25 protein-coding genes are annotated in these 22,818 nt (G+C 68.4%); 7 read left to right on the plus strand and 18 right to left on the minus strand.

From position 1 onward, the window contains the following. Positions 1-76 precede the first annotated feature (76 nt). From GVN21_RS01800 to GVN21_RS01825, 6 genes are all read right to left on the minus strand, one after another. A complete protein-coding gene (locus tag GVN21_RS01800) occupies positions 77-397 on the minus strand; it encodes a phosphoribosyl-ATP diphosphatase (RefSeq protein WP_166572986.1) in 321 nt (106 codons plus the stop codon). Next, positions 394-1,161: an imidazole glycerol phosphate synthase subunit HisF gene (gene hisF / locus GVN21_RS01805; RefSeq protein WP_166572987.1), complete on the minus strand. Its 768-nt coding sequence runs from the start codon at positions 1,159-1,161 to the stop codon at positions 394-396. The genes GVN21_RS01800 and hisF overlap by 4 nt, the downstream gene beginning before the upstream one ends. Next, positions 1,162-1,938, minus strand: coding sequence for a 1-(5-phosphoribosyl)-5-[(5-phosphoribosylamino)methylideneamino]imidazole-4-carboxamide isomerase (gene hisA, locus GVN21_RS01810; RefSeq protein WP_346764205.1), 777 nt, complete (start codon positions 1,936-1,938; stop codon positions 1,162-1,164). Next, positions 1,884-2,522, minus strand: coding sequence for an imidazole glycerol phosphate synthase subunit HisH (hisH, locus tag GVN21_RS01815; protein WP_166572989.1), 639 nt, complete (start codon positions 2,520-2,522; stop codon positions 1,884-1,886). Before hisH ends, hisA begins: the two co-directional genes overlap by 55 nt. Positions 2,523-2,741: 219 nt before the next feature. Further along, positions 2,742-3,332: an imidazoleglycerol-phosphate dehydratase HisB gene (gene hisB, locus GVN21_RS01820; RefSeq protein ID WP_166572990.1), complete on the minus strand. Its 591-nt coding sequence runs from the start codon at positions 3,330-3,332 to the stop codon at positions 2,742-2,744. Next, positions 3,329-4,324, minus strand: a complete 996-nt coding sequence (locus GVN21_RS01825) for an adenosine kinase (RefSeq protein WP_166572991.1) — start codon at positions 4,322-4,324, stop codon at positions 3,329-3,331. The genes hisB and GVN21_RS01825 overlap by 4 nt, the downstream gene beginning before the upstream one ends. A 135-nt stretch (positions 4,325-4,459) precedes the next feature. Between GVN21_RS01825 and GVN21_RS01830 the strand changes: the two genes are divergently transcribed. Continuing rightward, the gene (locus GVN21_RS01830; RefSeq protein WP_240902707.1) at positions 4,460-5,311 is read left to right on the plus strand and encodes a transporter; all 852 of its coding nucleotides are present in this window, start codon (positions 4,460-4,462) and stop codon (positions 5,309-5,311) included. On the opposite strand, the gene GVN21_RS01835 is transcribed toward GVN21_RS01830, so the two are convergent. The 8 genes from GVN21_RS01835 to acs all read right to left on the minus strand — a co-directional run bounded on the left by GVN21_RS01835 (position 5,308) and on the right by acs (position 13,109). Next, positions 5,308-5,796 carry an Imm42 family immunity protein gene (locus GVN21_RS01835; protein WP_166572992.1) on the minus strand — a complete coding sequence of 163 codons (489 nt, stop codon included), beginning with the start codon at positions 5,794-5,796 and terminating at the stop codon, positions 5,308-5,310. The two genes, GVN21_RS01830 and GVN21_RS01835, sit on opposite strands and share 4 nt — an antisense overlap. 7 nt (positions 5,797-5,803) lie before the next feature. After that, the gene (gene nth / locus GVN21_RS01840) at positions 5,804-6,487 is read right to left on the minus strand and encodes an endonuclease III (protein ID WP_166572993.1); all 684 of its coding nucleotides are present in this window, start codon (positions 6,485-6,487) and stop codon (positions 5,804-5,806) included. Between the two features lie 13 nt (positions 6,488-6,500). Beyond that, positions 6,501-8,156, minus strand: coding sequence for a lysine--tRNA ligase (locus tag GVN21_RS01845; RefSeq protein WP_166572994.1), 1,656 nt, complete (start codon positions 8,154-8,156; stop codon positions 6,501-6,503). Between the two features lie 32 nt (positions 8,157-8,188). Beyond that, positions 8,189-8,863: an HAD-IA family hydrolase gene (locus tag GVN21_RS01850; protein WP_166572995.1), complete on the minus strand. Its 675-nt coding sequence runs from the start codon at positions 8,861-8,863 to the stop codon at positions 8,189-8,191. A gap of 55 nt (positions 8,864-8,918) precedes the next feature. Continuing rightward, entirely contained in the window at positions 8,919-9,800 is an 882-nt protein-coding gene (locus GVN21_RS01855; RefSeq protein WP_166572996.1) for an NAD(P)H-hydrate dehydratase, read from the minus strand. Beyond that, on the minus strand, positions 9,797-10,555 hold the full coding sequence (locus GVN21_RS01860) for a histidine phosphatase family protein (protein ID WP_166572997.1): 759 nt from the start codon (positions 10,553-10,555) through the stop codon (positions 9,797-9,799). Before GVN21_RS01860 ends, GVN21_RS01855 begins: the two co-directional genes overlap by 4 nt. A gap of 30 nt (positions 10,556-10,585) precedes the next feature. Further along, positions 10,586-11,104: an SRPBCC family protein gene (locus tag GVN21_RS01865; RefSeq protein WP_166572998.1), complete on the minus strand. Its 519-nt coding sequence runs from the start codon at positions 11,102-11,104 to the stop codon at positions 10,586-10,588. A gap of 67 nt (positions 11,105-11,171) precedes the next feature. Continuing rightward, the gene (gene acs, locus GVN21_RS01870) at positions 11,172-13,109 is read right to left on the minus strand and encodes an acetate--CoA ligase (RefSeq protein WP_166572999.1); all 1,938 of its coding nucleotides are present in this window, start codon (positions 13,107-13,109) and stop codon (positions 11,172-11,174) included. A gap of 174 nt (positions 13,110-13,283) precedes the next feature. Between acs and GVN21_RS01875 the strand changes: the two genes are divergently transcribed. The 3 genes from GVN21_RS01875 to mmcB all read left to right on the plus strand — a co-directional run bounded on the left by GVN21_RS01875 (position 13,284) and on the right by mmcB (position 15,502). Further along, positions 13,284-14,408, plus strand: coding sequence for a ferritin-like domain-containing protein (locus tag GVN21_RS01875; RefSeq protein ID WP_166573000.1), 1,125 nt, complete (start codon positions 13,284-13,286; stop codon positions 14,406-14,408). A gap of 84 nt (positions 14,409-14,492) precedes the next feature. After that, complete coding sequence (locus GVN21_RS01880; RefSeq protein WP_166573001.1) at positions 14,493-15,014, plus strand: lipocalin family protein; 522 nt, start codon at positions 14,493-14,495, stop codon at positions 15,012-15,014. A gap of 47 nt (positions 15,015-15,061) precedes the next feature. After that, positions 15,062-15,502 (plus strand): DNA repair putative endonuclease MmcB, encoded by a 441-nt coding sequence (mmcB, locus tag GVN21_RS01885; RefSeq protein ID WP_166573056.1) that lies wholly within the window; start codon positions 15,062-15,064, stop codon positions 15,500-15,502. A gap of 47 nt (positions 15,503-15,549) precedes the next feature. Here mmcB and GVN21_RS01890 read toward each other — a convergent pair whose 3' ends face one another. The 3 genes from GVN21_RS01890 to ccmA all read right to left on the minus strand — a co-directional run bounded on the left by GVN21_RS01890 (position 15,550) and on the right by ccmA (position 17,558). Beyond that, on the minus strand, positions 15,550-16,194 hold the full coding sequence (locus GVN21_RS01890) for a Spy/CpxP family protein refolding chaperone (RefSeq protein WP_166573002.1): 645 nt from the start codon (positions 16,192-16,194) through the stop codon (positions 15,550-15,552). Between the two features lie 96 nt (positions 16,195-16,290). Continuing rightward, positions 16,291-16,956, minus strand: a complete 666-nt coding sequence (gene ccmB, locus GVN21_RS01895; protein WP_166573003.1) for a heme exporter protein CcmB — start codon at positions 16,954-16,956, stop codon at positions 16,291-16,293. After that, positions 16,953-17,558, minus strand: coding sequence for a heme ABC exporter ATP-binding protein CcmA (gene ccmA / locus GVN21_RS01900; protein WP_166573004.1), 606 nt, complete (start codon positions 17,556-17,558; stop codon positions 16,953-16,955). Before ccmA ends, ccmB begins: the two co-directional genes overlap by 4 nt. Positions 17,559-17,775: 217 nt before the next feature. On the opposite strand from ccmA, the gene acnA reads away from it, so the two are divergent. Together acnA and GVN21_RS01910 are read left to right on the plus strand one after the other, a co-directional pair. Next, positions 17,776-20,472: an aconitate hydratase AcnA gene (acnA, locus tag GVN21_RS01905; RefSeq protein WP_166573005.1), complete on the plus strand. Its 2,697-nt coding sequence runs from the start codon at positions 17,776-17,778 to the stop codon at positions 20,470-20,472. A 114-nt stretch (positions 20,473-20,586) separates the two neighbouring features. Continuing rightward, positions 20,587-21,309: a DUF1223 domain-containing protein gene (locus GVN21_RS01910; RefSeq protein ID WP_166573006.1), complete on the plus strand. Its 723-nt coding sequence runs from the start codon at positions 20,587-20,589 to the stop codon at positions 21,307-21,309. A 50-nt stretch (positions 21,310-21,359) separates the two neighbouring features. Here GVN21_RS01910 and GVN21_RS01915 read toward each other — a convergent pair whose 3' ends face one another. Then, a complete protein-coding gene (locus GVN21_RS01915; protein ID WP_166573007.1) occupies positions 21,360-22,094 on the minus strand; it encodes an SDR family NAD(P)-dependent oxidoreductase in 735 nt (244 codons plus the stop codon). A gap of 347 nt (positions 22,095-22,441) precedes the next feature. On the opposite strand from GVN21_RS01915, the gene GVN21_RS01920 reads away from it, so the two are divergent. Then, positions 22,442-22,777 (plus strand): DUF2794 domain-containing protein, encoded by a 336-nt coding sequence (locus tag GVN21_RS01920; RefSeq protein ID WP_166573008.1) that lies wholly within the window; start codon positions 22,442-22,444, stop codon positions 22,775-22,777. Positions 22,778-22,818 lie beyond the last annotated feature (41 nt).

A 22,818-nucleotide genomic window follows, 5' to 3' on the forward strand; every position in this document is an offset into this window, starting at 1 on the left:
GGGGACCCCCTCGGTTTGGCTCGCTTGCAGCGCTCGCCAAATCCACTCCCCCATTTCATGGGGGAGAGCGAACCACTTATGACCGGCTCGCCTTTTCCTCGACCCCTGAATTTCCCTCGCGGGCCTTCAGCGCCGCCGCCACCTCATCCGGTGTCACCCCGCTCGCGGCCAGCACGGCCAGCAGGTGGTACAGCACGTCCGCCGCTTCTGCCGTGAGCGCTGCCTTGTCGCCGACAGCTGCGGCAATCGCCGCCTCCACCGCCTCTTCGCCCAGCTTCTTCGCCGCCAGCTTCGGATCGGCCAGCAGTTTCGCCGTCCAGCTCGCCGCCGGATCTCCGCCGCGCCGGCTGTCGATCACCGCCCACAGCCGATCGAGGGTGTCGCCAAGCTCGCTCATGCCGCCTCCTGCCGCACCGGCACGCCGGCCGCCGCCATGGCAGCCTTGGCCTCACCGATACTGACCTCGCCGAAGTGGAAGATCGAGGCGGCCAGCACGGCGTCGGCGTGGCCATCACGAACGGCCTCTACCAGATGCTGAACGTTGCCGGCTCCGCCGCTGGCGATTACCGGCACGGAAGCCGCCGCCGTCACCGCCCGCAGCAGGGGCAGGTCATAGCCGGTCTTGGCGCCGTCGCGGTCCATGGACGTCAGCAGGATTTCCCCCGCGCCCTTCTCCACCGCCAGGGCGGCGAATTCCACGGCGTCCTTGCCGGTGTCGGTGCGGCCGCCGTGGGTGAAGATGTTCCAGCCGCCATTGCCGGTCGATTTGGCATCGACGGCGCAGACCACCGCCTGACTGCCGAAGGCGTCGGCCAGGCGCGATAGGAGATCGGGGTCGTTCACAGCCGCCGTATTGACGCTGACCTTGTCGGCCCCGGCGCGCAGCAGGCGCCGCGCATCGTCAACCGAGCGCACCCCTCCGCCGACCGACAGGGGCATGAAGCAGACGTCGGCGGTGCGGGCGATGACGTCGAGGATCAGGCCGCGGTTGTCGCTGCTGGCGGTGATGTCGAGGAACATCAGCTCGTCGGCCCCGGCCGCGTCATAAGCGGCGGCCTGTTCCACCGGATCGCCGGCGTCGCGCAGGGCGACGAAGTTGACGCCCTTCACCACGCGGCCGTCCTTGACGTCCAGGCAGGGGATGACGCGAACCTTCAGCATTCAGCCCGCCGCCAGGGTCAGGGCGCGGGCCGGGTCAATGGCCCCTTCATAGAGCGAGCGGCCGAGGATGCAGCCGGCGATGGCCACGCCCTCCCGGGCCTTCAACGCCTCGATGTCGGCGACGCTGGCCACCCCGCCCGAGGCGATCACCGGGATCGACACGGCGTCGGCCACCTCGCCGACCTGGGCGACATTGACCCCGGTCATGGCCCCGTCGCGGCCGATGTCGGTGACGATCAGGGCGGCGACCCCTGCGTCCTCGAACCGTCGGGCCAACTCAACGGCCTCCAGCTCGGAGGTTTCCAGCCAGCCCTGAGTGGCGACTTTGCCGTCGCGGGCGTCGATGCCCACGGCGATCTGTTCGGGCCACAGCCGGGCGGCCTTCTTCACCAGTTCGGGCTCGCGCACCGCCACGGTGCCGAGGATGACCCGGCTGACCCCCGCCTCGATCCAGGTCTCGATCTGCGCCAGGGTGCGGATGCCGCCGCCCAGCTGCACCGGGATCGACACGGCCTGGAGGATGTCGGCGACCGCCTCGACATTGACCGCCCGGCCCTCGACGGCGCCGTTGAGGTCGACCACGTGCAGCCAGGTGAAGCCCTGCTTCTGGAACTGGTCGGCCTGGTCGGCGGGGGAGGCGTTGAACACCGTCTCCTTGGCGAGGTCGCCGTGCAGCAGCCGCACGCAGCGGCCGTCCTTCAGGTCGATGGCCGGGTAGAGGATCACAGGGCAAGCTCCAGGAAGTTGGCCAGCAGCCGCTGTCCGGCCCCTTGGGATTTCTCAGGGTGGAACTGTACGCCCATGACGTTGTCCCTCGCCACCGCCGCGACGAACGGGCCGCCGTGGTCGCAGGTGGCGGCGATATCGCCGGGATCAGCCGGATCGAAGGCAAAGCTGTGGGTGAAGTACATGTGCGGCGCAAACCCCAGGCCGGCGAACAGCGGGCTGGCCGGGCGCACCGTGTTCCACCCCATGTGGGGGACCTTGGCGGCCGGGTCGCGCGGTTCGAGCCGGCGGACCTGGCCTGGGATCCAGCCGAGTCCCGGAGTGACGCCGAACTCCAGGCCGCTGTCGGCCAGCAGCTGCATGCCTACGCAGACGCCGAGGAAGGGCGCGCCACGGGTCTGGGTCGCCTCGGTTATCGCCGCGACCAGGCCGTCACTGGCCTTCAGCAGGCCCATGCAGGCGGCGAAGGCCCCGACGCCGGGCAGCACCAGCCGGTCGGCCTTGGCGACCACGTCGGGGTCGGCGGTGACCGTGATCGTCGGGGGGGACTTCAGGGTGAAGGCGGCCTTGAGCAGCGCCTTCTCGGCGGAGCGCAGGTTGCCTGAGCCGTAGTCGATGAGGGCGACGGTAGACATTTTCGACCCTCCTCTCTGTTCGGGGTCAATCCGCTAGTGGTCCCTTCTCCCCTCGCGGGAGAAGGTGTCGGCGAAGCCGACGGATGAGGGGGCGCACCGGCTGATGGGGAAGGGCGAGGGCCGCCAGCGATGGCAGCGTCTTCTGTCTTCGACCCCTCATCCGGCACTTCGCGCCACCTTCTCCCGCAAGGGGAGAAGGAAGCCCCGAGGCGAACCCGGCTAGAGAACGCCTTTCGTTGAAACAGCCTGGCCGCCGGCCTTGGGATCGATCTCCACCGCCGCCCGCAGCGCCCGCGCCAGGGCCTTGAAGCCGCTTTCGGCGATGTGGTGGGTGTTGTCGCCGTAGAGGGTTTCCAGGTGCACGCAGGCGCCGGCGTTCATGGCGAAGGCGTGGTGGAATTCCTTGAACAGCTCGGTGTCCATCTCGCCGACCTTGGGCCGGCTGAAGTCGACCTTCCAGATCAGGTAGGGGCGATTGGAGAGGTCCAGGGCGCAGCGGGTCAGGGTCTCGTCCATCGGGATGTAGGCGCTGCCGAAGCGCTTGATGCCCTTGAAGCCGTCCAGCGCCTGCTTCACCGCCTGGCCCAGCACGATGCCGGTATCCTCGACCGTGTGGTGCATGTCGATATGCAGGTCGCCCTTGGTCTCGACCTTCAGGTCGAAACCGCCATGGCGGGCGAAGCTCTCCAGCATGTGGTCGTAGAAGCCGATGCCGGTCGAGATCGTCGAGGCGCCGGTGCCGTCCAGGTCGATCCAGACCTTGATCTGGGTCTCCTTGGTGTCGCGGGTGATTTCCGCAGTGCGGTTCATTTCAGCAAACCCTTGGAGATGGCCAGGTCGCGCAGGTTGACCTCCGGGCGCGGGCCATAGTGGGTGATGACCTCGGCCGCCGCCATCGAGCCCAGCCGCCCACAGATGTCGAAGCCGAGGCCCTGGGACAGGCCATAGAGGAAGCCGGCGGCGTACTGGTCGCCCGCCCCGGTGGTGTCGACCACCTTGTCCACCGGATCGGCGGCGATGCGGTGGCTGTCGGTTCCGGCCAGGATCAGCGAGCCCTGCTCGCCCCTGGTGATGGCAGCGATCTTGGTGATCGCGCCCAGCTTGGCGGCGGCGGTGTCGAAGTCGTCAGTCTGGAACAAGGCCTTCACCTCGTCCTCGTTGGCGAAGACGATGTCGGCCTGGCCTTCGATGAAGCCGAGCAGCTCGCCCCGGTGCCGCTCGACCACGAAGCTGTCCGACAGGGTGATGCCGATCAGCCGGCTGGAGGCATGGGCCAGGCCGGCGGCCTTGGCGAAGGCGCGGCGGGCGTCCGACGGGTCGAACAGATAGCCTTCCAGATAGACGATGGCCGACTGCTCGACGATCTCGGCGGGCACGTCCTCGGGGGTCAGTTCGGTGGAGGCGCCCAGATAAGTGCACATGGTCCGCTGGCCGTCCGGGGTTACGTTGATCAGGCAGCGGGCGGTGGCCGGCCCGCCCTGCAGCGGGGCCGTGTCGAAATGCACCCCAATGGCGCGCATGTCCTTGGCGAAGGTGTCGCCCAAGCCGTCCGGGGCCACCTTGCCCAGATAGGCTGCGCGCCCGCCCAGGCTGGCGATCCCGGCGATGGTGTTGCCGGCCGAACCGCCGCTGGTCTCCAGCCCCTTGGCCATGCGGCCATAGAGCTCGACCCCGCGGGCCTCGTCGATCAGCTGCATCGAGCCCTTCACCAGGCCTTCGGCATGCAGAAAGCCTTCCTCCGCCGGGGCGATCACATCGACAATGGCGTTGCCGATCGCGGCGACGTCGTACTGGGCGGTCATGAGCGGTCTTTCAGTTGGGCAAACGCGTGGGTCGTTACAGGAGGCGGGGTCAAACGCCAATCCCCACCGGGTCTCGGAAACTGTGGGAGGCGCAGAGGGTACCGAAAAGCGGCGAGGCGGCTTAGACCCTGCCTCATGCAAGTCGCCATCCTGACCCCCGCCGCCGACGAGGCCGCCTACCTGCAGTTCGCGCCGGAATGGTTCGCCAAGCTGGAGGCCGGGCTGGCCGCCGCCGGCGTGACCGCCACGGCGCATGACTGGACCCAGCCGCTGGAGGCTAAGTTCGACGCCGTCCTGCCGATGATCGCCTGGGGCTATCACAAGAAGCCGGAGCAGTGGCTGGCCAGGCTGGACGCCTTCGAGGCGGCAGGTCAGCGGATGATCAACCCGGCCCAGGTGCTGCGCTGGAACACTGACAAGGCTTATCTGGCCGAACTGGGCGCCAAGGGCGCGCCGGTGGTGCCGACAATCAGTGTGGAGACGCTGACCGCCGACGACATCGCGGCGGCCCGCGAGACCTTCGGCGTCAAGACCGTGGTCGCCAAGCCGCGGATCAGCGGCGGCTCGCACCAGACCTTGAAGTTGACCCCCGGCGACGAGCTCGGCGAAGGGGTCGACGGCCCGGCCCTGATCCAGCCCTTCCTGCCGGCGGTCGGCAAGGAGGGGGAAATCTCGCTGCTCTATTTCGCCGGCAAGTTCAGCCACGCGGTGACAAAGGTCGCCGCCAAGGGCGACTTCCGGGTGCAGCCACAGTTCGGCGGGCAGGTGTCTCGGGTCAAGCCGTGGGACGGGGCCGAAGCGGTGGCCCAGGAGATATTGGCCGCCGTACCGCCGCTGGCCTATGCGCGGGTCGACCTGCTGCGGGGGTTGGACGGGACGCTTCAGCTGATGGAGCTGGAGGCCATCGAGCCGGACCTGTTCCTGCAGTACGCGCCGAAAGCCGGCGGCCGGTTCGGGGCGGCGGTGCGGGACGCGCTGGAGGGCTAATCCTCATGCCGCATCGGGACGGCGCTATTGAGATACATGTAGGCGTCGAACAGGGCGTCTTCCAAGGCCACCCCCGGACAATAGCGCGTTCGTTCGAACCGACCCTCCCGGTCTCCCAGCAGCAGCCGGTACAGGCCATCACGCTCCACCGCATAGCCTGCAAGCCCTGGGAAGTTCAGGTCGTGCGGGACGAAATTGAACCGGGCCGCCATCTCCACCACCTCGAAGGGCTCGTCGCCGTGCATATGCTCGTCGATGAGGCGAAAGGCCTCGGCGTCCGGCAGGTGGTCAAGGGCATCGTCGAATCGACGACCGCCGTCTTTAACGATGGAGACAAATTGCGAGACCATCGAGAGAACCTCGACGGGCTGTAGAGGGTCTCCGAACGGCTCGCCGTCGATCCAGTAGAAGACGCGGCAGTCCCGGATTTCACTCTCGACTTCCAGGTCGACCTGGACGGCAAAGGCCTGGGGATTGCCGAACATCATGGTCTCAGCCGCCCATGAATAGTTCGCGCGAGGGACAGAGGTCGGCCACCTGGCAAATCTCGCACTTCGGCTTGCGGGCCAGACACACATAGCGGCCGTGCAGGATCAGCCAGTGGTGGGCGCGGGTCAGGTAGGGGGCCGGGACGATGGCCATGAGGTCGTCCTCGACCGCGTCCGGCGTCTTGCCGGCCGACAGCTTCAGCCGGTGGGAGACGCGGAACACATGGGTGTCCACCGCTATGGCCGGCTCGATGTCCAGTTCGTTGAGGACGACCGAGGCGGTCTTTCGGCCAACGCCGGGCAGGGCCTGCAGCGCTTCGCGATTGAGCGGGGTTTGGCCGCCGTGCTCCTCCAGGATGATGCGGGATAGCTCGATGACGTTCTTGGCCTTGTTGCGGAACAGGCCGATGGAGTTGATCCAGGGGATCAGGCCCTCGACGCCCAGCTCGTAGATCTGCCGGGGCGTGTTGTAGACCGCGAACAGCTTGTCGGTGGCCTTGTTGACCTGCACGTCGGTGGCCTGGGCCGACAGGGCCACGGCGACCACCAGGGTGTAGGGACTGGTGAAGTGCAGCTCGGTCTTTGGATTGTCCGACAGGGTCGAGAACCGCTCGAACAGCGCCTCGACCCGCGCCCGCTCCTTGGGAGAGAGGCGTTTCCTGCGGCCGGGCTTCTTCGGAGTCGGCATTGAGGCGCCGGCCCTAGCCCAGCTTCTCGTCGATCAGCGCGATCGTGCGCGGCAGGGTGAAGATCGCCGCGAAGGAGCCGAACCTCGGCCCCTGGCTCTGGCCCAGCAGCACCTCGTACAGCGCCTGGAACCAGGACCGCAGCGGCTCGAACCCGGCCTCGTTGCCGGCCGAATAGACCTCGTTCTGGATCAGCTCGGCGTCCTGGCAGTCGGCCGGCAGGGCCGCCAGCCGCGCCCGCAGATCGAGCATCGCCGCGCGTTCCTTCTCGTCGGGCGCGCGGAACGCCTTATGCGGCTTCACGAAGTCCTCGTAGTAGTTCAGCGCATAGCCGGCCAGTCGGTCGAGCAGGGGGTGGCTTTCCGGGGTGGCGCCGGGGACGTAGCGGCTCAGGAAACCCCAGAGGATGGCCTTCTCCGAGGCGTCCGCCGCCGAGACCACGTTGAGCATCAGCGAAAAGCTGATCGGTGAGCCCTCCTGCGGCGGGCGGCCGGTGTGGACGTGCCAGGCGGGGTTGTTCAGCCGCTGGGCCTCGTCCTGGCGCTGGTAGGCGTCCAGCTGCTGCAGATACTCGTCCGTCGCCTTGGGAATGACGTCGAAATACAGCTTCTTGGCCGACTTGGGGCTCTGGAACATGTAGTAGGCCAGGCTCTCGGGCGCGCCGTAGCGCAGCCACTCCTCCATGGTCAGGCCGTTGCCCTTGGACTTGGAGATCTTCTGGTTGTTCTCGTCCATGAAGAGCTCGTAGTGGAAGGCCTCGGGCGGCGTGCCGCCCAGCACCTTGCACACCTGGTTCGACACCCGGACGGAATCGATCAGGTCCTTGCCGCTCATCTCGTAGTCGACCTCGAGGGCCGTCCAGCGGGTGGCCCAGTCGGGGCGCCACTGCATCTTCACATGGCCGCCGGTGACCGGGACCTCGGCGATGGAGCCGTCCTCGTCGTGGAAGGTGATGGTCCCCTTCTCGAGGTTGCGACCCAGGGTCGGCACCTGAAGCACCCGGCCGGTCGTCGGGCTGATCGGCAGGAAGGGGGAATAGGTGGCGCGGCGCTCTTCACCGAGCGTGGGCAGCATGACCTTCTGGATGGCGTCGAACCGCTCCAGCGCCCGCAGCAGCACGGCGTCGAACACCCCGCCCTTGTAGCAGGCGGTCGAGGACATGAATTCGTAGTCGAAGCCGAAGCTGTCCAGGAAGGCCAGCAGCCGGGCGTTGTTGTGGGCGCCGAAGCTGTCGTACTCGCCGAACGGGTCGCGCACGTCTGTGACCGGCTTGTCGTGATCCTCCTCCAGGATATGGCGGTTGGGGACGTTGGTCGGGATCTTGCGCAGGCCGTCCATGTCGTCGCTGAAGACGATCAGACGGGTGGGCAGGGCGTCGTCGGTCAGGGCGCGCAGGGCGGTGCGCACCATGGTCGGTCGGGCCACCTCGCCGAAGGTGCCCATGTGCGGCAGGCCCGAGGCGCCATAGCCGCACTGGAAGGTCACCGGCTTCGCCAGCGCCGGGAAGGTCGCGACCGCCTCGGCCGCCTTGCCGGAGTTGATCAGGGTGGACGCCAGATCGCGCTCGGCGTCGGTCAGGCGGACGCGCAGGATGCGGCCCAGCAGGTTGCGGGCCTGCTCGAACGGCCAGGCCTTGGCGTCGCGGGCGAGGGGGGAGAGACCTTCAAACATGCCGGGGCGATTAGGCGTCGCAGGCCTTGGGGTCAATGTTGGAAGGCGTGGATCAACCGCTCTGCCTCGCCCCAATCGGCCACCACCCGCGCCGCCCCGGCGGCCAGCAGGCCCGGCGCATAGCCGTCGTCCAGATGGGTCCCGCCGGTGAAGCCCCAGACGGTCATGCCGGCCGCGACGGCGGCGCGCACGCCGTTGACGCTGTCCTCGATGGCCAGGCACCGGGTCGGATCAACGCTGAGGGCGTCGGCGGCGTGAAGGAAGATGTCGGGATGCGGCTTGCCGTGGGGAACCAGGTCGGCGGAGTAGATGTGGGGGTCGAACAGGGGCGCCAGTTCGACCTTGGTCAGCTTGCGGCGCAGAGCCTCGGCGTCGGAACTGCTGGCCACGGCGCGGGGTGTCTTCACCGCCATCACGGCGGCATGGGCGCCGGCGACGCATTCCAGCCGCTCGTCACAGGCGATGCGCGACAGGCCTCGGACGGTGGGCAGGAAGTCGGCCGGGAGCGGGGTCCCGAGCTTGGCGCGATGCTCTTCGTCGAGAGCGGCGACATAGGTCCGCTCATGCATGCCCATGAACCGGCCGCGATAGTCGCGGGGGTCGTAGGTCAGGCCGTAGCCACCCAGCACCTCCATCTCGATGACATGATAGATGGCCTCGGAGTCGAGCAGCACCCCGTCGGCGTCGAAGATGACGGCGTCGTACATGGCGGGGGTTTAGCGGCGCGCGCGTGGACCGCAACCCAAGTCCGGTTGCCGATTGTTAGCGGGCCCAATCATGGAGCAGTCGCGGGACCTCGCCGGCGATTTCCCGCGCCAGGAAGCCGAGGGGACCGACGGTGCCGCTCAGCCGCCGGCCGGCGGCGCCGTGTATGGCCACACCCCAGCAGGCGGCCTGAGCCGGCGCCGCGCCTCGGGCCAGCAGCCCCCCGATCAGACCGGCCAGGACGTCGCCAGAGCCTGAGGTTCCAAGACCCTCAACCCCGCCCTCGTGGACCCAACAGCGGTCGGGGGCGAGGATGTGGGTGACCTGCCCCTTCATGACCACCACGGCGCCCAGGGCATCGGAGAGGCGGCGGCCGGCGTCGATCGGATCGGCCAGCACCCGGTCCTTGTCGATCTCCAGCACGGCGGCCATCTCGCCGGCGTGAGGGGTCAGCACCAGCTGCTCGCCCTTGCCGGCCAAGCGGGTCAACAGGGGCGCAAGCCCGGTCACCGCGCCGGCGTCGAGCACGAAGGCGGCCAGCGGCGCGGCGGCCACCATCCGCGCGGCCAGCGGGCAGGCGACGGCATCGTCCATCATGCCGGGGCCGACCACCACCGCATCGGAGCGCGCTGCCAGCTTGTTCAGCGTTCGGGCGGCGCCGGCGGCGATCTCGCCCTCCGCCGTGGCGGCCACCGGCACCACCCTCGCCTCTGGCAGGGCAAAGGCCAGCGCCTGGGCCCAGGGGGTCGCCGCCGCCATCTGCAACTTTCCGGCCCCAGCCCGCAGGGCGGCGATCCCGGCAAGCACCGCCGCGCCGGGGGTCTGGGCGCCGCCCGCCACGACCAGGGCGCGGCCCCGCGCATCCTTGTCGGAGCCCGGCGGCGGGGCCGGCAGAGGCCAGCCGGCCAGCAGGTCCGGCGTCAGAGGGGTCGGCGTCATCGGGCGGCGACGTTGGCGTCGGGGGCGCTGGTCACCGGGGCGCCGGCCTCGCGCAGCGGGGCAACGAAATTGTAGCGGACCAGCCGCATGGAGCGCCGGGAGTCCGGGTCGATCTCGTATTCCGTCACGCCGCAGTTGGAGACGTCCTTCTCCGCGTCGATGGCCAGGATCGCCGTCTCGTCGAGGTTCTCCAACAAATAGCGCAGGCAGAGCACCACCACCTGGTGACAGACGATCAGCACCCGCTGGCCCTCGTGGTGGAGGCTGAGGGTGTCGAGCATGCTCCGCAGCCGCAGAATGACGTCGGCCCAGCTCTCCCCGCCGGGTGGGCGGTGATAGAACTTGCCCAGGAAGGTCCGCCGCTCAGCCTCCTCCGGGAAATGCTCAAGGATGCCGGCGCGGGTCAGCCGGTCCAGAACCCCGAACTCCCGCTCACGCAGCCGCTCGTCGATGCAGGGGGCGAAGGTGTCGGCAACCACGCCCCCGGCCTCGGCGATCAGCTCGGCGGTATGCCGGGCCCTAAGGTAGGGCGAGGCGAGGAGCACCTGTGGCCGCCGGTCCTCCGGCTGGTCGGCGAGCCAGGCGCCGAGCGCGAGGGCCTGGTCACGGCCGGCGTGGCTGAGCGGCACCTCCACGTCGCGCATGGCGATATCGATGCGGCCCAGGCCCGCGGCGTCGGCCCTGTCGCGGGCGACGTTGCCGGCGCTCTCGCCGTGGCGGACGATCCAGAGTCGGGCGGGCCAACGGTTGCTCATGCGCCCCAAACGCGGGGCGTGGCCTGGGGTTCAGGCCTTGGCGGCGTTGAGGCATTCCTTCCGCAATCCCTTGAGGGCGCGGATCATGTCGCTCTTCAGCGCCTCGCGCGTCAGGGCGTTGGGCAGGCTGGGGAAGGGGGAGGAGGCGCGGTTGGTGTAGTGGACCCGAGTGCCGCCGCCGGGCAGGGCGACCAGCCGCCACTCGCCCTCGCAGACCTTCACGTCGCCGCTGGTGCATTTGAACGTGATCCGCTTCAGCGGATCGTAGCTGGAGCGGAAGACCGACCGCACCTTGGGCACCAGCGGCGGGGCCACCACCATCTCGCGCACGTCCCAACTGCCATCACCGGCCCGGTCCAGCACCTTGCAGCTCTGGACGTTGGGGGCCATCCGCCGGGCGCGGCTACAGTCGAGAATGACCTTCCACACCACCGCCGGCGGGGCTTCGATATCCACCCGGCCGCGCACGACGCCGGCCGTGCCGCCGGGGTCCGGAGACACCTCGGCGTACACGCTGCTGGCCAGCGCAAGGATGAGAACGGCCCACATGGTGGTTAACGCTAACCCCTTTTCAAAGAAGGGAAACCTCCTTTTGTGGGGGTAACGCGGGGTCGCCTCAGCCGATCCGGTTCTTCACCAGGTCGTCGACAACCGCCGGGTCGGCCAGGGTGGTAGTGTCACCCAGGTTGGAGACGTCGCCCTCGGCCACCTTGCGCAGGATACGGCGCATGATCTTACCCGAGCGGGTCTTGGGAAGGCCGGGCGCCCACTGGATGGCGTCAGGCGCGGCGAAGGGGCCGATCTCCTTGCGCACCCAGAGCACCAGCGCCTTGCGCAGTTCTTCGCTCGGCGCCGTGTCGGCGTTGAGGGTGACATAGGCGTAGATGCCCTGGCCCTTCACATCGTGCGGCCGGCCGACCACCGCCGCCTCGGCCACGTCATGGTGGGCGACCAGGGCGCTCTCGACCTCCGCGGTGCCGAGCCGGTGGCCGGAGACGTTGATCACATCGTCCACCCGGCCGGTGATCCAGTAGTAGCCGTCCTCGTCGCGGCGGCAGCCGTCGCCGGTGAAATACTTCCCGGGATAGGTCGAGAAGTAGGTGTCGAAGAACCGCCGGTGGTCGCCATAGACGGTGCGCATCTGGCCGGGCCAGCTGTCGGTGATGCAGAGGTTGCCGCTGGTCGCGCCCTCCAGAACCTGGCCTTCGGCGTCGACCAGCTGCAGCTTCACCCCCGGCAGGGGCTTGCTGGCCGAGCCGGGTTTCAGGGCCGTGGCGCCGGGCAGGGGGCTGACCAGGCAGGCGCCGGTCTCGGTCTGCCACCAGGTATCGACGATCGGGCACCGGCCCTCGCCGACCACCCGGTGGTACCAGAGCCAGGCCTCCGGATTGATCGGCTCGCCGACGCTGCCCAGCAGCCGCAGGCTCTTGCGGGACGTCTTCTTCACCGGCTCCTCGCCCTCGCGCATCAGAGCCCGCAAGGCCGTGGGGGCGGTGTAGAAGATCTCCACCTGATGTTTGTCGATCACCTCCCAGAAGCGGGAAGAGGTCGGATAGTTGGGCACTCCCTCGAAGATCAGGGACGTTGCCGCATTGGAGAGCGGGCCGTAGACGATATAGCTGTGGCCGGTGACCCAGCCCACGTCGGCGGTGCACCAAAAGATCTCGCCGGGCCGATAATCGAACACCAGCTCATGGGTCCAGCTGGCCCAGGCCAGATAGCCTCCGGTGGTGTGCAGGACCCCCTTGGGCTTCCCCGTCGAGCCGGAGGTGTAGAGGATGAACAGCGGATCCTCGGCGTTCATCGGTTCGGGCGGGCAGTCGGGGCTGGCGGCGTCGCGCAGCGGCTCATAGGCGACGTCACGGCCATTGTGGGTCAGCCACTTGGCCCCCGTGCGGCGCACGACCAGCACCTTCTCCACCTGCGGGCAGTGGGTCAGGGCCAGGTCGACGTTCATCTTCAGCGGAATGATCCGGCCGCCGCGCAACCCTTCGTCGGCGGTGATCACAAAGCGGCTGTCGCAGTCCTGGATGCGGCCGGCGATGCTGTCGGGCGAGAAGCCGCCGAAGATCACCGAATGCACCGCCCCGATGCGGGCGCAGGCCAGCATGGCGTAGGCGGCTTCCGCGATCATCGGCATGTAGATGGTCACCCGGTCGCCCTTGCGGACCCCCAGGTCCTTCAGGACGTTGGCCATCCGGCAGACCTCTTCATGGGCCTCCCGATAGGTGATCCTGCGGCTCTCGGACGGATCATCCCCCTCCCAGATGAAGGCGACCTGATCGCCGCGCTCGGCCAGATGCCGGTCCAAGCAGTTGACGCTGACATTCAGCACCCCGTCCTCGAACCAGCGGATGCGGAAGTCGTCCTTGGCGAAGGAGACGTCCTTGATCTTCGTCGGCGGGGTGATCCAGTCGAGGCGGGCGGCGACGCCAGCCCAGAAGGCGTCCGGATTCTTCTCCACCGCCTCCCAGGCCGCTTCGTAGCCGGCGGCGTCCATGTGCGCCCGGGCCGCCCACTCGGCCGGGACCGGAAAAATCTGTTCCTCGCTCATGGCGCACTCCCTCTTTTGGCCGGGAGTATGCGGATGGAAGGGGGCCGCGCAAGGCGATCACAAAGGTGACGCCGCCGTCATTTTTTGTTGACGTAAGGGCGCTAAGTGAGCAGTGTTCACATTGCAGAGGCCCGGCACAGGGTCCGCACCCCTTTTGGCCGGAGGATGAAGCTGATGACCGACAAGAACATCACCAAGGACGCCATGTACGACGCGGTGGCGCCGAACGACTTCGAGTCGATGCTCGAACTCGACCGCTACAACAACCGCTCGACCGCCTTCGACAAGATCATCAGCGCCACCCACGACCACTTCTGGGATCCGCTCGACAAGGCCTACATCGACTTCGACGAGCCCTTCGACATGGAGAACCAGGCCCTGGTTCCCGAGGAATTCGTCGTCGCGCTGCAGACCGAATACGTCTCCAACCACCTGTCGGACCCCAAGACCCGCATCCGCTTCATCAACGACAGCACCCTGCGGATCTTCTCCTCCATCCTGCACGGCGAGCAGGGCGCGCTGAACCTGTCGGCCAGCCTCTGCCACGTGCTGAAGGACCAGGGCGCGCAGGAATACGCCGCCAACCAGACCCGCGAAGAAGCCCGTCACGTCACCGCCTTCGCCAAATACATCAAGGCGCGCTGGGGCCGTCCGGTCGAGTGCGGCCCGACCCTGAAGGCCCTGCTGGTCGAGATCATCGACGCGCCGGAGGTCTACAAGAAGATCATCGGCATGCAGATGCTGGTCGAGGGCCTGGCCATGGGCGCCTTCGCCAGCCTGTTCAACGCCATCAACGATCCGCTCGGCAAGAAGCTGCTGCAGCTGGTGATGACCGACGAGGCCTTCCACCACAAGTTCGGGAAGATCTGGGCCGACCGCACCGTGCCCAAGCTGAGCGCCGAAGAGCATGCGATCATCGAGGACTGGGCCGCCCACTGCTTCCAGGCGGTGCTGTTCAACCTCGTCGGCCCGACCCAGCAGCGCGACCTCTACGAGGCCTACGGTCTGGACCCGGAAAAGGTCATCGCCGAGTTCGCCCAGATCATGACGGACGACGCCCGCCGCGAGAACATGAAGGAACAGACCAACATCTTCCGGGTGCTGGTCAAGACGCTGCTCAACGCCGGCATCATCACCGAGCGGACCAAGGCCTTCTACGGCATGTATGTCGACCTGGAAGAGCTGAAGGCCGAGGGCGACCGGATGGTCGGCGACGATATTGCCGAGGACGGCATCCGCTATCTGCAGGCGATCAACTTCAAGGACAACCCGCGCCCGGTCAGCCTGGCCGCCGAGTAACATCCTCTCAGGCCACGACTTTTTGAGCGCCCCGGCGAAAGCCGGGGCGTTTTCTTTTTCGGCGTCCGGACTAGATTGCCGACCATGAAAACCGCAATCGTCATTTCCGGCGCCCTGCTGCTCGCCGCCCTTCCGGCGGTCGCCGCCGCGCCCCAACCGACCAAGCCCATCTCCGCCAGCTTCTATTCCGGGACCTGGTACGAGGTCGCCCGCACCCCCAATGGCAACCAGAAGGACTGCCACGCCCCGACCAGCCAGTTCTCCTCGGCCAAGGGCGGCAAGTACCTGATGACCCAGACCTGCCGCCGGGGCTCGCCTGCCGGCCCGACCAAGGTGTGGAAGGCCGAGGGGCAGATCGTCCCGGGCAGCGGCAACGCCAAGTTCAAGGCCAGGTTCTTCGGGCTGGTGAACCAGGAGTACTGGATCCTCGACACGGCCGGCGACGGCAGCTGGGGGATCATGGCCACTCCGGGGGGCAACTACGTCTGGCTGATGAGCCGTAAGGCGGTGATGACCCCGGCGGCCAAGGCGGCCGCGATCGGCCGGATCAAGGCGCTGGGCTACAATACCGCGAAGCTGGAACAGCCCAAGCAGCCGCCGGCCTGACCCGGCGAGTCTTGACCCGGAACACAACCGGAACATAAATGGCGGCCATGGAGGCCGTGCTCACCCTTGTCACCCTGACCCGCCCGGAGACCACCTCGGTGGTGACCCGGGGCGCGGCGCGGCTGCTGGTGTCGATGGGCTATGCGCCGCTGGCCGAGGTGGGACTGCCGAACGGACGGCGGGCGGACCTGATGGCGCTTGGGCCGAAGGGCGAGATTGTCATTGTCGAGGTCAAGTCGAGCCCCGAGGACTATCTCTGCGACCGCAAATGGGGGGACTACCTGCCCTATTGCGACAGCTTCTTCTTCGCGGTCGGGCCGGAGTTTCCGCAGACCCTTCTGCCGGAGGAGCCGGGACTGATGGTGGCCGACGGGTTCGGTGGGGCGGTGGTGCGGGACGCGCCCTGGACGCCCCTCGTCGCGGCCCGGCGTAAAGCCTTGACCCTGGCCTTTGGTCGCCTGGCGGCGATGCGGGCTGGGAGCCTGTAGAACCCGGCAAGTGGCCCCCTCCCTTTCGAGAGGGAGCACCGCAAACCCTACTCGTCGATCTCGACTTCGAGTTCGAGATCCTCACCATCCAGCAAGGCCAGCTCGTCCGGCCCCTCCATCATGACGATCCGGTCCTCGCCCGGCGCGCCGCCGGGACCCGGACGGCCCGGTCCGCCCATGCGCATCACCTTCATGCGGCGATGCCCCGACCCACCGACGTGCAGCACGTCGAAGGCCTTCTGCTGGCTGGGGCTCAACGAGGCGTAGAAGGCGCGGGTGGCGGCGGCGCGTTTCTGGAAGGCGGCCTGGTGGTCGGCCATGCGTCTGGCCTGGAGGTCGAGGCGCTCGGGCGTGGTCAGCATCCTGGGTTTTTCAGGCGGGGCGCCCTCCTGGCCCGGTCCGACCTTGCGCTCGATCTTGACGATCTGCGGCTTGGTCGCCTCAAGATAGGCCTTCAGGGCCGGCTCCTGGTCGGGACGCAGCTGCAGGGTGTCGCGCAGGTGCTGGGCGCGGGCTTCGGGGTCGTGATGCCGGCCCATCGGCCCGCCGGCCCGGTGGACGATCACCTTGCGCTCGACCTTGACCTCGCCCTCCTTCCTGGCGGCGGGCTCGCCCGCGACGGCGGCGCCGGCGGCGGTCAGGACGAAGGCGGCGCTGGCCAGAAGGCCGGCGTGGCGGAGGATGAGTTTCATAAGGGGTCCCTTCCCGAGTGTGACGATGGAACCTTGCCCGGCGCTTGTGGCCGCCGAATGTCGGAAAACCCCGGATTTGTTGCGGGACTGTAGCGTTCAGCCAACAGCGTTACGGCAAGCGGCGCCCATGGCTAGCGGCGACAGCCCAACCGCCGCCAGGGTCCAGCCGAGCAACAGCAACAGGCCGCCAGAGGCGCCCGAGCCCAACGCCGCCGCCTGCAAGGCCGCTCCCCCGAAGATCACGGGCGGGCTGAACAGCGGCAGGACGATCATCGCAACCAGCAGGCCCCCCCGCCGCGACCCCAGCGCCAGCGCCGCCCCGATCCCGCCGACGAAGGCGAAGGCCAGCCCCCCGGCCAGGGCGCAGGCCAGCACCAGGGGCGCGGTCTCCAGCGGCGCCCCCAGCATCACCGCCGCGACCGGCGCGGCCAGGGCCAGGGGCAGGCCCGTGGTCACCCACTGGGCCAGGCATTTGACCGCGCAGACCAGCTCCAGCGGCGCCGGCCCGGTCATCAACAGGTCCAGGCCGCCGTCCTCGTAGTCACGCTCGAACAATCGCTCCAGGGACAGCAGGCTGGCCAGGGCCAGGGCCATCCAGGCCACCCCCGCCGCCACCGGCGCCAGCCGGCCGGTGTCGGAGCCGCCGGCCAGGGGCAGCAACACGGTGATCGCCGCATAGAAGCCAAGGGCGGGGAGCGGCCCGCCGCCCCGACCCCAGCCGAGCGCCAGCTCCCGTTCGATCAGGGCGATCAGCGGCCTCATGCCCCGATCTCCAGCCCGGTCGCGTCGATGGGCAGGGGATCGTGCACCGCCGCCACGATCAGACCGCCGCCGCTCAGGTGCTCACGCATCATGCCCGCCAGCAGCGTTCGCCGGGCCGCATCGAGCGGCGCCATCGGCTCGTCCAGCAGCCACAGGGGCCGCGGCGCCGAGACCAGCCGCGCCAAGGCCAGCCGCCGCCGCTGACCGGCCGACAACCGCCGCACCTCCAGGTCCAGCAGGGGCTTCAGCGCCAGCGTCTCGATGGCCGCCGCCACCCCATGGTCGTCGCCGCCCAGCCAGGCGGCCTGGAACCGCAGTTCCTCCAGCGCCGTGCGCCCGCCCTTGAGCCCGTCGGCATGGCCGATCAGATGCACCGCCTCATGCCGCGCCGCGTCGGCGTCGACCGCCCCCTCGAAGGCGATCCTGCCCGCCTCCGGTCGCAACAGCCCGGCCAGGGCCCGCAGCAGGCTGGTCTTTCCCGACCCGTTGGCCCCGGTCAGGGCCAGGGCCTCGCCGGCCCCCAGCCGGAATGCCAGATCCCTGAACAGAACCCGCTCCCCGCGCCGGATCGCCAGCCCTTCGACCCTCAGACCCGTGATCACAGCGCCACCCCGCTTGAAATTCCTCGAGGGGGCGAAATGTCCATGGCGCCTGCATGGACGTTTGCGCCGACCGGGAGTAGACACCCCCCGACCGACCTCCCGCGCCCGCGCGGGATGGTACGCGGCGCCGTCTGGGACCCTGTGTGTCCCCTACGAGTTGCGCGCGATCCCGGGAGCGGTTCTCGGGCGGTCCTGAACAGAAAGGTAACTCCCCAAAATGGCGTCCATCGACAGCCTGCAAACCCGCCGGACCCTCTCGGTCGGCGGCAAGACCTACGTCTACTACAGCCTGCCCGTCGCGGAAGAGGCTGGTCTGGCCGGAATTTCGCGCCTGCCCGTCTCGATGAAGGTTCTGCTCGAAAACCTGCTGCGCAATGAAGACGGCGCCGAGACCGACGCCGAGGACTTCAAGGCCATGGCCGCCTGGGTCCAGAACCGGGGTTCGGTCCAACACGAGATCGCCTTCCGCCCCGCCCGCGTCCTGATGCAGGACTTCACCGGCGTGCCCGCCGTGGTCGACCTGGCCGCCATGCGCGACGCCATGACCGCGCTCGGCGGCGATCCGACCAAGATCAACCCGCTGATCCCCGTCGACCTGGTCATCGACCACTCGGTCATGGTCGACCACTTCGGCAACGCCAAGGCCTTCGCCGACAACGTGGCCATCGAGTACCAGCGCAATCTGGAGCGCTACAACTTCCTGCGCTGGGGCTCCTCGGCCTTCAATAACTTCCGCGTCGTGCCCCCCGGCACCGGCATCTGCCACCAGGTGAACCTGGAATACCTGGCCCAGACCGTATGGACCGCCAATGACGCCGGCCTCGACAGCGAAGTCGCCTATCCCGACACCGTGGTCGGCACCGACAGCCACACCACCATGGTCAACGGTCTGGCCGTGCTCGGCTGGGGCGTCGGCGGCATCGAGGCGGAAGCCGCCATGCTCGGCCAGGCCATCCCGATGCTGATCCCCGAAGTGATCGGCTTCCGTCTGACCGGCGCCCTGCCGGAAGGCGCGACCGCCACCGACCTGGTGCTGACCGTCACCCAGATGCTGCGCAAGAAGGGCGTGGTCGGCAAGTTCGTCGAGTTCTTCGGCAACGGTCTGGCGAACCTGACCATCGAGGACCAGGCGACCATCGCCAACATGGCCCCCGAATACGGCGCCACCTGCGGCTTCTTCCCGGTGTCGCAAGCCACTGTCGACTACCTGAAGGCCACCGGCCGCGACGCCGCCCGCGTCAACCTGGTGGAAGCCTATGCCAAGGCCCAGGGCATGTGGTTCGATCCGGAAGCGCCCGAGCCGGAATTCACCGACATCCTCGAACTGGCCCTGGACGACGTCCTGCCCTCGCTGGCCGGCCCCAAGCGCCCGCAGGACAAGGTGCTGCTGTCCAGCGCCGCCTCGGCCTTCGCCGAATCCCTGGCCGGTGAGTTCGGCAAGAAGGAAGGCGCCGATGTGCGCGTTCCGGTCGCCGGTGAGAAGTTCGACGTCGGCCACGGCGACGTGGTCATCGCGGCGATCACCAGCTGCACCAACACCTCCAACCCCTCGGTGCTGATCGCCGCCGGCCTGCTGGCCAAGAACGCGATCGCCAAGGGCCTGTCGGTCAAGCCCTGGGTGAAGACCTCCCTGGCGCCCGGCTCGCAGGTGGTCACCGACTACCTGGCCAAGGCCGGCCTGCAGAAGCACCTGGACGCGCTGGGCTTCAACCTGGTCGGCTACGGCTGCACCACCTGCATCGGCAACAGCGGCCCGCTGCCGGAAGCCATCTCGGCGGCCATCTCCGAGGGTGACCTGGTCGCGGCCTCGGTGCTGTCCGGGAACCGCAACTTCGAAGGCCGGGTGAACCCCGACGTCCGCGCCAACTACCTGGCCAGCCCGCCGCTGGTTGTGGCCTACGCCCTGGCCGGGTCGATGAAGATCGACCTGCTGACCCAGCCGATCGGCCAGGACAAGAAGGGCAAGGACGTCTTCCTGAAGGACATCTGGCCGACCAACGCCGATATCGCCGCCCTGCAGAAGAAGTCTGTGACCAGCAAGATGTTCGCCGAACGCTATGGCGACGTGTTCACCGGCGACAAGAACTGGCAGGCGATCAAGGTCGCCGGTGGCCAGACGTACGCCTGGGACATGGGCTCCACCTACGTGCAGAACCCGCCCTACTTCGAGGGCATGACCATGACCCCCTCCCCGGTGACCGACGTCATTGAGGCGCGGATCCTGGGCGTGTTCGGCGACAGCATCACCACCGACCACATCAGCCCCGCCGGTTCGATCAAGAAGGCCTCGCCCGCCGGTGAGTATCTTCTGAGCCACCAGGTCCGCTTCGAGGACTTCAACGGCTACGGCAGCCGCCGTGGCAACCACGAAGTGATGATGCGCGGCACCTTCGCCAACATCCGCATCCGCAACAAGATCACCCCGGACATCGAGGGCGGGGTGACCAAGCACTTCCCCTCCGGCCAGACCATGCCGATCTACGACGCGGCCATGCGCTACCAGCAGGAAGGCCGCCCGGCGGTGGTCTTCGCCGGCAAGGAGTACGGCACCGGGTCGTCGCGCGACTGGGCGGCCAAGGGCGCCAAGCTGCTCGGCGTCCGGGCGGTGATCGCCGAGACCTTCGAGCGCATCCACCGCTCCAACCTGGTCGGGATGGGCGTCCTGCCGCTGCAGTTCCTCAACGACGGCTGGCAGCGCCTGGGCCTCACCGGTGAAGAGATCGTCTCGATCCGCGGACTGCAGGACCTGGCGCCCCGCAAGCAACTGATCGTCGAACTCTACCGCCCGTCGGACGGCCGCATCGCCCGCTTCCCGGTCCGCTGCCGCATCGATACCCCGACCGAGCTTGAGTACTTCAAGAATGGCGGCGTGCTGAACTACGTGCTGCGCAACCTGGCCAAGCCGGCTGCCTGAATCGCGACCTGACCTGCGGAAGCCCCCTCCATCGGAGGGGGCTTTTGCTTGTCCGCGACGGTTTCACGGCCTCGTGAAGCCCCTTATCGCCTGGGTTCCGCTTAAGTGCGCGCCATGAGGCGCATCCTGTTGTTTCTCGCCCTGGCGGCGCTTGTCCCAGGCATGGCCCCGATCGCGGCATCGGCCGCCCAGCCGTCCAGGCCACCCGTGGTGGTCGAGCTCTTCACCGCCCAGGGCTGCTCCTCCTGCCGGGCCGCCAACGACCATCTGGCTGAGATTGCCGACGATCCGGGCGTGCTGGCCCTGACCTTCGCCGTCGACTACTGGGACTACCTCGGCTGGCGGGACACCTTCGCCCAGCCGGCCTTCGTCGAGCGCCAGCGGGCCTATGCCCGAAAGCTGGCCATCCGCGAGGTCTACACCCCCCAGGTGGTCGTCGACGGCCGCTATCAGACCGGCGGCGGGCGCGCCGACAAGGTCGACGCCCTGGTGACGCAGGCCGCCAAGGCGCCGCGCAATCCGCCCGACATGCAGTTCCTGGGAACCACCAGGGTCGCCGTCGGCTCCGGCCCGGTCCCGCGCGGCGGGGCCGAGGTCTGGCTGATCCGCTATGATCCCCGCGCGCAGGAAGTCACCCCCCGCAAGGGCGACAACCGCGGCGAGACCCTGGTCCACAAGAACGTCGTCCGCCAGGTCGCCCGCCTCGGCGGCTGGGCCGGCCGCCCGACCGCCTACCGCACGCCCAAGGCGACGGAGGACGGGCTGAAGACGGTGGTCATCCTGCAGGCGGCCAAGGGCGGCCGCATCCTGGCCGTGCTGACCGAGCCGGCCTCTTAGTTTGTCGCGCGTTTGATCCGATAACCGGTTCCCACTTACCGGAACGCGCTTCACACCCTGAGCATCAACCCGCCATCGACCCCGAGCGCCTGGCCGGTGACGAAGCCACCGTCTTCGCTGGCCAGGAACAGGGCCGCGCGGGCGATGTCGATCGGCTGGCCCAGACGCTTCAGCGCCGCCTTCTTGGCCCAGACGGCCTGGATGTCTTCGCGTTGGAAGCTGGCGGCGGTCATGCCGGTGGCGATCGCGCCGGGCAGGATGGCGTTGCTGGTCACCGCGTGGCGACCGAGCTCCAGGGCGAAGGTGCGCATCATCCCCACCACCCCGGCCTTGGCGGCCGAATAGGCGACCAGGCCGTTGTCGGTGTGGCGGGCCATAATCGAGGCGGTGAAGATCAGCCGGCCGTGGCCGGACTTCACCAGATGCGGGACCGACTGGCGGGCGATGCGGAAGGCGGCCCGCAGGTTGACGGCGATCTGGCGGTCGAACTGATCGTCGGTGGTGTCGGCCACCGGGGCGCTGAAGCCGACGCCCGCATTGTTGTAGACGATGTCCAGCCCGCCGAAGGTCTCCACCGCCTTGCAGACGATGGCGTCCGGGGCGGCGTCCTCGGTGATGTCCTGGGCCAGGGTCAGGATGGCGGGGTTGTCGAAGGCGAGGTCCGCACCCGGCCGGTCGACGGCCAGCACCTGGGCGCCTTCGCCTGCGAACAGTTGGGCAGTGGCGCGGCCGATACCGCTGGCGGCTCCGGTGACGATGGCCCTGCGGCCGGACAGTCTTCCCATGGTCTGCTCCCTTTTTTCCTATGGAAGCAGGCCACCCCAACGTCATGCAAAGAAAAGGATCGGGCAAAGAAAAAGCCCGCGTCGCCAGGGGGGGAGGGTGCGACGCGGGCTTCATTTTAGGTGTCGGCCGATCCAGGGGACCCCACGAATCCGGGGGGGGGCTGGGGGGCTGTTCAAGTCCGAACCCGCTGGGCCCGTCGATCAGCCGACACTCAGGTTATCGTTGGGGAAACGGGCGGCGGTTGGACCCAATCGCGGTCATTTCGGGGCCTGATGTTTCGGCGTTCGCACAATCGCTGCTCCCCTCTCGCCAAGCTCTGGAAATTGGGGCAGGCTGACGATTGTCGATGAGCCTCGATCCGACATACCCGTCCCCGCCCGGCGTGCAGGTCTTCTTCGAGCGCCGGGAGCTGGACCAGCTGATGCGCCTGTACGGCCGCATGGTGGCGGCGGGCGAGTGGCGGGACTACGCCATCGCGGGCCTGAGCGACAAGGCGGTGTTCTGCGTCTTCCGCCGCGCCTCCGAACAGCCGCTCTATCGCATCGAGAAACAGCCTGACCTGGCGCGGCGCCAGGGGGCCTGGTCGGTCAAGGGCCAGGGCGGGATGATCCTGCGGCGGGGCCATGAGCTGGCCCAGGTGCTGCGGCTGTTCGAGGCCAAGAAGTTTCAGGTAGTGGAATAGCAAAAGGCCCCGGCGAACCGGGGCCTTCCACTTTTTCAGCC

This window comes from Caulobacter sp. SLTY (assembly GCF_009905535.1).
Taxonomy (GTDB): Bacteria; Pseudomonadota; Alphaproteobacteria; order Caulobacterales; family Caulobacteraceae; genus Caulobacter.